At 33.0% G+C, this 13,289-nt stretch carries 10 protein-coding genes; 3 read left to right on the forward strand and 7 right to left on the reverse strand.

What is annotated here, in order from left to right; all coding sequences use genetic code 11:
• Positions 1-27 precede the first annotated feature (27 nt).
• The 3 genes from ACFWU4_RS10155 to ACFWU4_RS10165 form a co-directional block, all read right to left on the reverse strand.
• Entirely contained in the window at positions 28-2,187 is a 2,160-nt protein-coding gene (locus ACFWU4_RS10155) for a molybdopterin cofactor-binding domain-containing protein (RefSeq protein WP_411127463.1), read from the reverse strand.
• A gap of 10 nt (positions 2,188-2,197) precedes the next feature.
• Positions 2,198-2,659 carry a (2Fe-2S)-binding protein gene (locus tag ACFWU4_RS10160; RefSeq protein ID WP_411127465.1) on the reverse strand — a complete coding sequence of 154 codons (462 nt, stop codon included), beginning with the start codon at positions 2,657-2,659 and terminating at the stop codon, positions 2,198-2,200.
• Positions 2,660-2,744: 85 nt separating this feature from the next.
• Positions 2,745-3,335: an NTP transferase domain-containing protein gene (locus ACFWU4_RS10165; protein ID WP_411127467.1), complete on the reverse strand. Its 591-nt coding sequence runs from the start codon at positions 3,333-3,335 to the stop codon at positions 2,745-2,747.
• Between the two features lie 101 nt (positions 3,336-3,436).
• Here ACFWU4_RS10165 and ACFWU4_RS10170 point away from each other — a divergent pair, with 101 nt between their 5' ends.
• The 3 genes from ACFWU4_RS10170 (at position 3,437) to ACFWU4_RS10180 (ending at position 6,948) form a co-directional block, all read left to right on the forward strand.
• On the forward strand, positions 3,437-4,063 hold the full coding sequence (locus ACFWU4_RS10170; RefSeq protein WP_411127469.1) for an NAD(P)H-dependent oxidoreductase: 627 nt from the start codon (positions 3,437-3,439) through the stop codon (positions 4,061-4,063).
• Positions 4,064-4,100: 37 nt separating this feature from the next.
• Complete coding sequence (locus tag ACFWU4_RS10175; RefSeq protein ID WP_411127471.1) at positions 4,101-5,297, forward strand: DegT/DnrJ/EryC1/StrS family aminotransferase; 1,197 nt, start codon at positions 4,101-4,103, stop codon at positions 5,295-5,297.
• Positions 5,298-5,358: 61 nt separating this feature from the next.
• Entirely contained in the window at positions 5,359-6,948 is a 1,590-nt protein-coding gene (locus ACFWU4_RS10180; RefSeq protein WP_411127473.1) for a family 16 glycosylhydrolase, read from the forward strand.
• Here ACFWU4_RS10180 and ribB read toward each other — a convergent pair.
• The 4 genes from ribB to ACFWU4_RS10200 all read right to left on the reverse strand — a co-directional run bounded on the left by ribB (position 6,945) and on the right by ACFWU4_RS10200 (position 13,275).
• Entirely contained in the window at positions 6,945-8,093 is a 1,149-nt protein-coding gene (gene ribB, locus ACFWU4_RS10185) for a 3,4-dihydroxy-2-butanone-4-phosphate synthase (RefSeq protein ID WP_411127475.1), read from the reverse strand. The two genes, ACFWU4_RS10180 and ribB, sit on opposite strands and share 4 nt — an antisense overlap.
• Before the next feature lie 29 nt (positions 8,094-8,122).
• Positions 8,123-10,102: an LptF/LptG family permease gene (locus ACFWU4_RS10190; protein WP_411127477.1), complete on the reverse strand. Its 1,980-nt coding sequence runs from the start codon at positions 10,100-10,102 to the stop codon at positions 8,123-8,125.
• 86 nt (positions 10,103-10,188) lie between these two features.
• Positions 10,189-10,830 (reverse strand): LolA family protein, encoded by a 642-nt coding sequence (locus tag ACFWU4_RS10195; RefSeq protein ID WP_411127479.1) that lies wholly within the window; start codon positions 10,828-10,830, stop codon positions 10,189-10,191.
• A gap of 21 nt (positions 10,831-10,851) precedes the next feature.
• Positions 10,852-13,275 carry a DNA translocase FtsK gene (locus tag ACFWU4_RS10200; protein ID WP_411127481.1) on the reverse strand — a complete coding sequence of 808 codons (2,424 nt, stop codon included), beginning with the start codon at positions 13,273-13,275 and terminating at the stop codon, positions 10,852-10,854.
• Positions 13,276-13,289 lie beyond the last annotated feature (14 nt).

Below are 13,289 nucleotides of genomic sequence, written 5' to 3' on the forward strand. Positions count from 1 at the left end.
TAATTGATAGAGCCTTTTTTAGTTTAATTATGCAGACAAATCTGTTTTTCGTTTGTTTAATTCTTTAATAAAAGGTTGTTTGGATATAATTTGACCAGTTGCAGCTTTTATAGCGTTTGCTAAAGCTCCACCTGCGGGTGGCAAACCAGGTTCGCCTAGTCCAGTTGGCGACAATTCATTTTCGACAAAATAAGTTTCAACTATTGGTGTTTCTTTCATTCTAATTAGTCGATACGTATTAAAGTTTATATCATTTGGTTTGCCTTTTTCGAATGAAAAGTCTCCATACATTGCATGTCCAATTCCATCAATTACACCGCCTTCTATTTGGTTTTTTGCGCCAGTAGGATTAACTACAATTCCACAATCTACTGCTACAGTTACCTTTTCTATTAAAGGTATTCCATTTTTAATTGTAATATCAACAACCTCAGCTACATGTGTATTGTGACTATAATATGCTGCAAAACCTTGATAATTGCCCGTTTTACTTTTACCCCAATTACTTTTTTCTACAACAAGATTAATGGTGTCTTTCATTCTTTTTGCAGAATACTCAATACTAGGGTCTTTACCGTCTTCGACATTATTTAATAGATCTAACCGTAATTGAACTGGGTCGATATTTAATTCATCCGCAAGTTCATCAAAGAAACTTTGCTCTGCGTAAGCCAAGAAGTTAGTGTATGGAGCGCGCCAAGCCCCTGTTGTAATATTACTATTATAATTTCCTGTTTCAACTTTATAATTTGGAATAGCACCAGCTGGAAAGAAATTTGGGATTAGGCCGTACATATTAGAGTTAATAGCCGCTTCCTTTAAATGATAGCCAGTCACTTTTCCGGCTTTTATAGATGCTTTAATTCTATATTTAATAGCAGGCCTATAAATACCTGCTGCCATGTCATCTTCTCTAGAAAAAATGACTTTAACAGGCTTTTTGGTTATGTTAGATATTTCTGCTGCTTCTAAAGCGAAATCTCCATATAGACGTCTACCGAATCCTCCTCCCATTCTTGTCATTTCTAAATGAATATCCTCTGGTTCTCTATCAATTAAGCTAGCTATTCGTCTTGCTGTACCAGCAGGTGTTTGTATTGGTCCTACTAAATGTACTTTGTCATCAGACACGTTAGCATAGAAGTTCATGGGTTCCATACAATTGTGTGGCAAAAATGGGGACTCGTAAGTACGTTCAATAATTTTTTCAGCTCGTGCGAATGCTTTTTTAACATCTCCATCCTCTCGTCTTATATCTAAGTTTTTACCATTAAGTATCTGATTTAACTCTTTATCATGATCTGAAGTGCTTTCTAATGAATCATCATTTGTCCAATTTATACTTAAAGCTTTTTTGCCTTTCATTGCGGCCCATGTATTTGAGGCTAAAACAGCAATTTTATCACCGAATTGAATCACGTCTGTAACACCATTTATTGTTTTTGTTTCCGCGGCATCAAAAGAACTTATTTTCTGTCCAAATGCTTGTGGACGCGCAACAGAAACATACTTCATGCCTTTTGCAGTGTAATCTAAACCAAATAGGGGTTTACCAGTTATGATATTATCGATATCAACGTTTATCGCATTTTTTCCAATAATTTTAAAATCCTTAGGGGATTTAAGGCTCACATCTTTTGGTACTTCTAATAAAGCTGCTTCATTTACAACAGCTCCATATCCTAACTTATCTCCATTAGTATTAGTAATAATTCCATCTGATGCAGAACAAGAAGAAGCATCAACACCCCATTTTATGGCTGCTGCATTAACTAACATTTGTTTTGCTGTTGCTCCCGTTTGCCTTAGTGCTTCCCAACCAAAGCGTATAGATTGACTACCTCCGGCAACTTGTCTCGTATAGTTATTTGTGTCGAGAACTCCTTGAGAAACCGTAACATGCTTCCATGGCACATCAAGCTCTTCTGCAATTAACATTGGCATGGATGTTTTTACTCCTTGACCAATTTCAGGATTAGGAGAAAAGATTGTAACATATCCATCATCTGATATTTTAATAAATGCATTAAAATCATTAAAGTTGAGTTTTGAAATATCTACGGGTGGTGCAACTGCTTCTTTACAAGAGTTAAAAAAATTAAACCCAATTAATAAGCCACCACTTGCAAGTGCTGAAGTTCTTATGAAGTTACGTCTGCTAAACGTTATTTTTTTTTGATTTTCCATTATACGCTTTTTAAGACATTTTTTTGGCAGCTAAAGCAACCGCTTTTTCTATTCTATTATAGCTAGCACATCTACAAATATTGCCATGCATGGCATTTCTTATATCGTTCTTACTTGGGGTTGGATTCTGTTTTAAAAATGATGTTGCTGTCATAATTTGTCCAGCTTGGCAGTATCCACATTGAGGTACATCGAGCTCTTTCCAAGCTTCTTGAACAGGGTTTAATTTTTCATCGGCTAAGCCCTCAATAGTTGTAATTTCAGCATCTTTTAAACTAAAAGCGGTAACTGAACAACTTCGTAATGCCACACCATCAACATGTACTGTGCATGCCCCGCATTGCCCAATACCACAGCCATATTTAGTGCCAACTAAATTTAATTCATCCCTTAGAACCCAAAGTAATGGAGTGTCATCATCTGCAATGACCTCTTTAACTTTTCCGTTTATTTTTAAACTATAACTTGCCATACTGTTTCTTTATTAAGCTAAAGTTATAAAATATTTACAGGAATTATAGAGATATAAGTATTTAATAATCAACAGGTATTAAAATCTAATTCGTATTTTTTTCTAAATATTTATTGTAATCGTGTTTTGTATCAATGTCGATAAGTTCATCTTTTGATTGAATACTTTTCACAATTATTAAACCCGAATTTAAAAACTCTTTAGCTCCCTTATCTCCATTAAGTTTAAGAAGTTGTTGAAATGTTCTCTTTGGAAATATTGCGGGAACACCATTGATGCCACTATAATTTGAAGCAATAATCTTTTCTTGATTAGCCTTAAATATTTTTATTAGTTTATCTAGGTAGTCGCTATGAAGGTTCGGTTGATCGGCAAGCATAATTATTGCTGCATCAAATAGTTTTGGTTTAATATGTTCAATTCCTTTAATAATACTTGAACTTAGGCCTTTATTATACTCAGTGTTAACAATGGTTTCTATCTCATAATTATTTATAGAATTCTTTATAAGTTCGGCATTAGCCCCTAAAACACAAAAAACTTTTGAGCATTTTGAGTTTAATGCATTTTCAATTGCAATTCCTAAAAGTGTTTTTTTTCTAATAGTTAATAATTGCTTTGGTTCTTTCATTCTGGAAGAACTTCCTGCAGCGAGAATTATTATAGCAATATTCATGGTAGAACTTTTAAGTAAAATATTTTCTAAAATTAAGCATCTTTAAATTCATTTATAATAACGCCATGTCTTTATTCATTATTTTTGTAAAAAAAGGATTAATGATAATTGAGAAATTAAATTGGCGTTATGCGACCAAGAAATTTGACACTAACAAAACACTTACTACAAAAAAAATATTAATTTTAAAGGAGGCTTTTAACTTAACTGCTTTATCCTATGGGTTACAGACTTTAAAAATGGTAATTGTTGAAGATAAATCTAAAAGAGAAGATTTAGTGAAGTTAGCTTACGGACAAAGGCAAGTTGCAGATGCGTCGCATCTATTGGTACTTTGTATTCAGAATAGTATTGATACAAATGATGTAGAACAGCATTTTGATACTATAAAAAGGGTAAGAAATACGCCTGATTCTATTTTAGAACCCTTTAAAAAACAACTATCAGCTACAATAGCACAAATGTCTGCCGATAAAAAAATAGTTTGGGCTACAAAACAGGCTTACATAGCTTTAGGAAATTTAATGACCGTTTGCGCAATTGAAGACATAGATAGTTGTCCTATGGAAGGCTTTTTACCAAAAGAATTTGATAAAACTTTGGGATTAGACGATTTAAATTTAAGCTCCGTTTTACTTTTACCAGTGGGTTATAGGGCAGAGGACGATATGTTTGCTGAACTTAAAAAAGTAAGAAAACCATTATCAGAAATAGTAATAGAATTATAAAATATATAATTTTAGAATAATTTAAGTAATAAATTTTATGCCAGGATTCGAATTATTTAGTGATTTAGAACGTAACCAAGTTAATGATGTTTTAGATAACGGAGTATTGATGCGCTACGGTTTTGATGGCATGCGAAAAGGCCATTGGAAAGCAAAAGAACTTGAAGCTGAATTAGAAAAGACATTTGATTCTAATCACGTACAATTAGTTTCTAGCGGAACAGCTGCAGTTTCTGTAGCCTTAGCTTCAGCTGGTGTTGGTGCTGGTGATGAAGTTATTATGCCAACTTTCACTTTTGTAGCAAGTTTTGAGGCTATTATGATGTTGGGTGCTATACCTATTTTGGTGGATATTGATGATACGCTTACATTAGACCCTAAGGCGGTTGAAGCTGCAATTACTTCCAAGACTAAAGCGGTTATGGTCGTGCAAATGTGTGGAAGTATGGGAGATATGGATGCTTTACGAAAAGTCTGTGACTTTCATAGCTTAATTTTTGTTGAAGATGCTTGCCAAGCTATTGGAGGTAGTTACAAAGGTCAACCGCTCGGCAGTATTGCTGATGTTGGTTGTTTTTCTTTCGATTTTGTAAAAACTATAACTTGTGGTGAAGGTGGAGCAGTAGTTACCAATAACAAAGATTTCTATACAAATGCAGATCATTATAGTGATCATGGCCACGATCATATAGGTAGCGATAGAGGTGCAGAAACACATCCGTTTTTAGGTTATAATTTTAGAATTTCAGAGTTACATGCTGCCGTTGGTCTAGCTCAAGTAAAACGATTGCCAGAATTTATAGCGATACAAAAGAAAAACTATTCTATAATTAGAGATGAGTTAGCTAAAATACCAGAAGTAACTTTTAGAACTGTACCAGAAGGTGGTGAAGAGAGTTATTCATTTCTTAATTTCTTTTTACCAGATGCTGATACTGCACAAAAAGTTTCAGTAGCATTTAAAGAAAGTGGTATTGATGTTTGTTGGAACTATTACCAAAACAATTGGCACTATATTAGAAAATGGGATCATCTAAAAGATTTAAAATCACTATTCCCTGTTTCTAAAGAAGTTAAGGACGGTTTAGAATATCTTCAAACTAAATCCTTTGAGCAGTCAGACGCTTACATTTCTCGTAATATATCTTGTCTAATAAAATTGTCTTGGACCGAGGAAGAAGTGTTAAAAAGAGCTAGAATTATGGCTGATTGTATCTCAGAAATTTGTAAATAAAAATCGTATTGAAGTCTGTATAGTCTATGTATAGGTTCAAAATATTTTTTCTAAAATAAATATGTCTAAATTTATTAAAAATACATTTATGCGCCTCAAATACATTGTTACCTTAAGTTTATCTCTATCTATTAGTTTTTTGTTTTCGCAACAAACACCTTTAGATTTTTCTAGTAGTTCGCATAACTTTTCAGGATTTGATGGAAGTGGGTTTTCCTTTAATACTAATCCTGAGGATGGAGCGGATGATGTAGGGCAGTTTTTTAATAATGGAAGCATGCCATGGCAGGGTTTCTATTTAGATTTAGCTGAGCCAATAAATTTAGCAATAGAGCAAGTTATTACACTATCTTTTTATCAGTTTGACCCTAATGCTCATACAATCATGGTGAAATTAGAGAACGGAACAGAAGTCGATGTCGAGGTGGTACAAAATAATTCTGGTACTGGTTGGTCTAACGAAATAACTTTTGATTTCGCTAATGCAACCATAAGTGGTACATCGAGTAACACTAATGCAAATGGTTCTTATTCTCGATTAACAATTTTTATAGATGGAGGAGTTAACTCTTCTGGCACTTATCTAATTGATAATATTAACGATGGGTCTGAAGCTGTTGATCCAAATGCCTTAGATGTAATATATACAGATTTAGTTTGGGAAGATGATTTTGATGTAAACGGTGCTATTGACTCTAACAAATGGTTTCATCAAACACAATTACCTTCTGGAGGAAATTGGTTTAATGGTGAAGAACAGCATTATACAAACCGTATCGAAAATTCTTTTGTGGATAATGGATTTTTAAATATTGTTGCTATTAAAGAATCCTTTACAGACCAAGGAGAAACAAAGCAATACACTTCTGCGCGACTAAATTCTAAGTTCGCTTTTACCTATGGTAGAGTAGATGTAAGAGCTAAGTTACCCTTTGGTGACGGAACATGGCCTGCAATTTGGACTTTAGGCAAAAATATAAATGAAGATGGTGGCTATTGGGATAACCAGGGTTTTGGTAATACAGGTTGGCCTGGTTGTGGTGAAATAGATATAATGGAGCATGGTCTTGGAGCAACCAATCATGTGAGTAGTGCTTTACATACTCCTTGTGCTGGTTGTTTTGGAAATACCATGAATTTTCAGTCATTTGTGCTAAACGATGTTGCAAATGAATTTCATGTATATTCAGTTAACTGGTCACCAAATCAAATTACTTTTTTAATTGATGGTGTTGGTTTTTATACATATAATCCTGCTGTTAAGGATGACTCAACATGGCCATTTTATGCAGATCAGTATCTCTTACTAAATATAGCTATGGGAGGAGTTTCTGGTGCAATAGATCCTAGCTTTACTCAAAGTTCTATGGTTATTGATTATGTTAGAGTTTATCAGAACAATGTGCTAAGCGTTGGTGATTTATTTGCAGAAAAAATTCAGGTTTATCCAAATCCAGTTTCTAAAGTTTTAACTATAAAAACAGATGCTAAAATTGACGGATTATCCATATACAATACATTAGGTCAACCTGTATTAAATCGAAATTTTAGTTTAAAAAACATAGATGTATCTCACTTAAATTCTGGGTTATATATCTTAAAAATTAAAGCTGAAGGTAAATCAGTAATTAAACGAATACTGGTTAATTAATAATTTACATATTCAGCAATTTCTAATCCATAACCAATCATACCGACACGTTTGGTCTGCAAATTATTTGAAATTAGCTTGAGTTTACTGATTTTTAAATCATGAAGAATTTGAGCGCCAATACCAAAATCTTTAGAATCCATACTTATCCTTGGGGCTTTAACTAATTTATTTGGAACTTGACTTTCTTTAAGAAGTTCTAATCGAGATAACAAATTAATAGATTCTGCCTGCTGATTAATAAATATAATAGCACCTTTCCCATCTTTATTAATTACATTAAACATATCGTCTAATTTTTTGTCTACATTATTAGTTAATGTACCTAAAATATCATTGTTTATTAAGGTTGAATTTACACGCGTTAGAACAGGTTCATTAGATTTCCAATTACCTTTAGTGAGAGCTATATGTATTTCATTATTTGTAGTTTGCAAATATGCGCGAAGTCTAAATTTACCAAAACGCGTTTCTATGTCAAAGTCTTCTTTTTTCTCAATTAAAGAGTCGTATTCCATACGATACGCTACTAAATCCTCTATCGAAACTATTTTTAAGTCAAAGCGCTTTGCTACTTGCATAAGTTGAGGTAAACGAGCCATTGTCCCATCTTCATTCATAATCTCAACAATTACACCAGCTGGTTCAAAGCCAGATAGTCTAGCAAAATCTATGGCAGCTTCAGTATGTCCTGTTCGTCTAAGAACTCCACCTTCTTTGGCTACTAATGGAAATATATGACCTGGTCTTGCTAACTCAAAAGGTTTAGTTTCTTTTTTAACCAGAGCTTGTACTGTTTTGGCTCTATCACTTGCGGAAATACCTGTACTTACACCATTGCCTCTTAAATCTACAGATACTGTGAAAGCTGTTTCCATAGGATCTGTGTTGTTGCGTACCATCATGTTAAGTTCTAATTCTTCGCAACGATGTTCTGTGAGAGGTGCACAAATTAAACCACGGCCATGGGTTGCCATAAAATTTATCATCTTGGGAGTTACCATTTCTGCTGCTGCTAGAAAATCTCCTTCGTTTTCGCGGTTCTCATCATCAACTACAATGATTACCTTGCCTTGTCGGATATCCTCAATGGCTTCTTCAATAGAATTTAATTGTGTTTTTGTGGTCGAAACTTTTGTAGTCATTGTAGCTGTTTTGTGCTGCAAAGATACGTTTATTTTATGTTTTGCGTACAACTTTGATAGAAGTCCTGACCTATTTTACTTCTAAGTATAATATACTTTAATGGGTAGAGAGGAAGTGTAAGAATTAATATAATTGGATTAATACGCTTGTTTATTTGGTCTATGTTTTTATAAAATTTTGAATAAACTATAGCGTCTACAATTGCATATATAATAAAGAATAAAAATGCCACTAAACATAAGTTTAAAGATGCTTCCGCTATTTCTGGTAACTTGTTGTTCTTTAGAATAAAATGAAGTCCCAATAATATGGCTCCGATGCAATAACTGACTAAGCTTGTTTTAGAATAATCCTTGTAATCTTTTAATAGTCGTTTGCCATTTATTAATGTGTCCGAAACTTCTAGCCCTTCTTTTTGTAATCCTTCTAAGGAAATATTGCGATTTAATAAATTGTGCAAAGCAATTTCTTTAGGCTTCTTATCTAAATCAAAATTATCTTGCTTTTTAATTATTGTAACCAACTCTTTTATAGAATATTGTTTATAATAATTATAGGATTTTGTATCACTTTCAGAGAGCTGTAATTTGTTTTTTGCAGTAAATAATCGCTTCAATGGTACTATTAAAGCATCAAATTGAAAAACACCTTTATCATTTGTAGCTCTTGTGGTTAAATAGATACTTAATGGAAACATTATAGCTGTAGATAGCCAAGAACCAATAATTGGACTAAAAGATCCCTTCTCTGCACTATTCTTAGCAAAAATTCCAAAGAAGTGATAGGTTAAGAAAAGTACTATCGCAATAACAATAGGAAGTCCTAAACCACCTTTGCGAATCAAAGCTCCTAATGGCGCACCAACAAAAAATAAGATTATACAGGCAAAAGCTAAAACAAATTTGTCTTGTAAAGCAATTATATGCTTATTGAGCCATATAGCTCTGGTTTCTAAATTCTTCTTGTTAGAATCAATAATTTGCCTTGTACTATTTGCCGAGTTTATTGCCAAATTGACAATTTGCGATCTTTCTCGATTACTAAAAAGATCTAAGATATTTCCTTCAAATAAAGTGTCTTTTTTTATATCAATATTTGAGTTTAATGTATTGTAAGTCGTTCTATTAAAAAGCGTTTTAGAAAGTGTGTTAAAATCTTCCTTTCTCTGAAATTTTAAACTGTCTATTGAATATAGAAGTTGATTGGTGGTCTGCATATTATGTCTGCCCTTATAATTTTTTTCGTCTAAATCTTCAGAATTCAAAATTTCTAAGTCTACATTTATAATATAACTATCAAAATAGCTTTTTGCGTGAGGTTTATTGGTGTTTTTTCTTGTATCTCTATTAATGATTTCCTCATAATAATTACCATTAATCAGCTCTAGTTGTAGTACGTTAGAATCTGGACTACTCTTTAATTCTCCTTTTTCAGAGACAATCACTTTATAATTACCTGTTCTTACCGAACTTTTATCATGTATAATAACACCATCCAAAAACTGCCCACGATCTCCCGATTTTTTATCAACCTTTATATTAATATTTCCAATTTCGTTAAATTGTCCTTCGGCAATAGCAAGTGCTGGTTTTACCTTGGCAATATTTCGTCTTAAATTGTAAAAGTTATATTCTCCCCAAGGAATAACATTATTAGCGAAAAAGAAACAAGCGATTCCTAAAGCGACGATAAAAACACTTAGACTTCTCATAGCGCGTTGCAGTGAAATACCAGTAGATTTCATCGCAGCAAATTCATAGTTTTCGGCGAAATTACCAAAAACCATTATGGAGGATAAAAGAATAGTTAGCGGCACTACTAAAGGTATTAGCTTTGGCATATAATACAGAATGAATTTAGCAGTAACAGATATGTCTAAATCTTTACCTGCCAGTTCTGATATATAAAGCCAAACTCCTTGAAGTACAAAAATGAACATGAATATAATTAAGACGCTAAAAAACGTCTTTAAAAATGTGATAAGTATGTACCTATCTAATATTTTCATGTACTTATTATTATTTCTGAATAGTCTTAAGTAATATCACATTAACATTACTTTTTTGGGTCAACAAAGAGATAAATTATTAAACCTTAATCAATTTTATTAATAAAATAATCGCTGTATTTACTTTCGTCAAATGTAAATAAGGTTTTTGAAATAGGCTCATCCGTTTTAAAAGAATTAACGGTTAGTGTTGTTTTTGTTCCATTTTTACCAACCTCAATAAGATTATAGATGTGCTTTGTCGTTGCGTCTATACCTAAGAGCACATGTTTTATTTCAGAATTAGTATCCATAGGATTCAATTTTACATATTGAATTTTTCTACCATTAACATTCTGTATAATATCCATTTTGTAGGTGTAACCATCTTCATAGAAAGAAAGCATGTCGCTTGGTGTAATAGTACTTTCATCTTCAGTGTTTTCTGAGGAGACAGTAACTTCTTCGTCTTCAGGACTTATAGTGTATAACGTTTTGCCATCGAAAATACGAGTAATACCAAGAATATTTAGTTTGTATTTTTCACCTTCAATAACCACATCACCACGTGTTTCTTGGTTAATGTTTTCACTAACATTATTTAGTTCGTATTTAAAGTCTAGACTTATATTTTTATATGCTTTTATTTTACTACTAACTTCTCCTAATAATGCCTCTGCTTTTGCATCATTTTGAGAAAAACCTACCATACCAAATGCTAAAAAAGCTATTATAATTATTCTTTTCATCTCTATAAATATATACTGTTATTATTTTTCGTTTTCTAAAAGTTGATCTAAAGCTACTAAATCTGGCACCAATACTTGTCTTGCTTTACTACCTTCAAATCCTCCAACTATGCCAGCCGCTTCTAACTGATCTATAATTCTACCAGCCCTGTTATAACCTAGTTTTAATTTTCTCTGTAATAATGAAGCTGACCCTTGTTGCGATGTTACAATTATTTCTGCTGCATCTCTAAACAATTTATCTCTGTCAGAAATATCTATATCAAGATTTGTGCCACCTTCTTCACCAACATATTCTGGTAATAAATGTGCATCAGGATACGCTTTTTGAGAACCTATAAATTCGGTTATTTTTTCAACCTCCGGAGTATCTACGAACGCACATTGAATACGGATTAAATCATTACCTTGAGTATACAACATATCACCACGACCAATTAATTGATCTGCCCCAGAACCATCTAAAATTGTCCTAGAGTCTATTTTACTAGTAACTCTAAAAGCAATACGAGCAGGGAAGTTGGCTTTAATTATACCAGTAATTACATTAACAGATGGACGCTGAGTTGCTATGATTAAATGAATACCAATGGCACGTGCTAATTGTGCTAACCTAGCGATAGGTGTTTCTACTTCTTTACCAGCAGTCATTATTAAATCGGCGAACTCATCTACTACTAAGACGATGTAAGGCAAAAATGCATGACCATCATTAGGATTTAATTTCCTAGCTTTAAATTTTGTATTGTATTCAGCAATATTTCTACAGAATGCATTTTTAAGCATTTCGTAGCGGTTATCCATCTCAATACAAAGTGAATTTAAGGTATTAATAACCTTTGTGTTATCCGTAATAATAGCGTCTTCACTATCTGGTAATTTAGCGAGGTAATGACGTTCTATTTTATTGAACAGCGTTAATTCTACTTTTTTAGGGTCAACAAGAACAAATTTCACTTCTGCAGGATGCTTTTTATAAAGTAAAGACGTTAAGACAGCATTTAATCCCACTGATTTACCTTGTCCCGTTGCACCTGCCATTAGTAGATGAGGCATTTTAGCTAAGTCTACAACCAAAGTTTCATTACTAATTGTTTTACCTAAAGCAATAGGTAATTGCATTTTTGATTGCTGAAACTTTTGAGAAGCAATTACAGAACGCATAGAAACGATTGTTGCGTTTTTATTCGGAACTTCTATTCCAATTGTTCCTTTTCCTGGTATTGGAGCTATAATACGAATACCTAGAGCAGCAAGTGATAAAGCAATGTCATCTTCTAAATTTTTAATTTTAGAAATACGAATACCGGCTTCAGGTACAATCTCATAAAGTGTAACCGTAGGACCAATAGTTGCTTTAATGCTACTTATGCCAATTTTATAATTACTTAAGGTTTCAACAATTCTATTTTTATTTTCTTCAAGTTCTTCTTGGTCTATTGAAATACCTTCATTATCATATTTCTTCAATAAATCTAGTGGAGGAAATTGATATTTTGCCAGTTCTAGTGTAGGGTCAAACTGGCCAAAGTCTTCAACGAGTTTATCTGCCAAATTATCTGTTTCCGATTTTTCTTCTTTAGAAGTTTCAACTTCAATTTTTAGCTCAGGCTCTTCAATTGTCTCTTCTTTGGGTTTTTCTTCAACCACCATCTTAAGCGTGTCAGTCTTTGGTTTGGGCTTAGAATAGTTACTAATAGTTGGCTTTGGTTTGTCAAGCGGGATTTCAAAAGCAGATTTTATAGCTTCCGCTTCTTCTGTTAAGCTATTATCTATTATTACAGAAGAATCATCATCAGACTCAAACTGCATATCATCTTTTATGTCTCGTTTAGCACTCTTAAAAAGTACAACAAACGTATCTCCTGTTACTTCAAAGCGAATGGCTAAATAGGCTATAAGGCCAAATAGTAATAGTAAGATTGTTCCTATTTTACCAATGTAGTCTTGAAAAAAATGATTCATTTCGTACCCTATTACACCACCAAGGACATCATATTTATGAGTGAAAAAGCCAAATAAAACGGAGAGCCAAATAACTATTAAAGTTCCCCAAACCCAATGTTTTCTCAGTTTAGCTTTTTTAAGGTTTAGCGTTACATAAACTCCCGATAGAAAAATTAATCCTGAAAAAATGAAAGAAGGAATTCCAAAACCTTTTGTAATGAAAAATTCACTAACCCAAGCGCCTAATTGACTTGCCCAGTTTTTATAATCTTCTGACCGTTCTGGGAAAGTGTTAAGCACACTTTGATCTTCCCTACCAGTAAAGATAAAAGACAAAAATGATATAAAGAGGAGCACACCAAGTATAATGAGTAAACTACCAAAAATGAGTTTTTGCTGATTAGACAATTTAAACGAAAGCTTTTTTGATTTATCCTTTGTTTTAGCTTTTGCTTTTGTTCTGGTTGTTGTTTTCCTTTTTGTTGTTCTTTTTGCCATCTTAAGTTGCCGCG

The sequence above is a fragment of the Winogradskyella sp. PE311 genome, from assembly GCF_046545555.1.
Taxonomy (GTDB): Bacteria; Bacteroidota; Bacteroidia; order Flavobacteriales; family Flavobacteriaceae; genus Winogradskyella.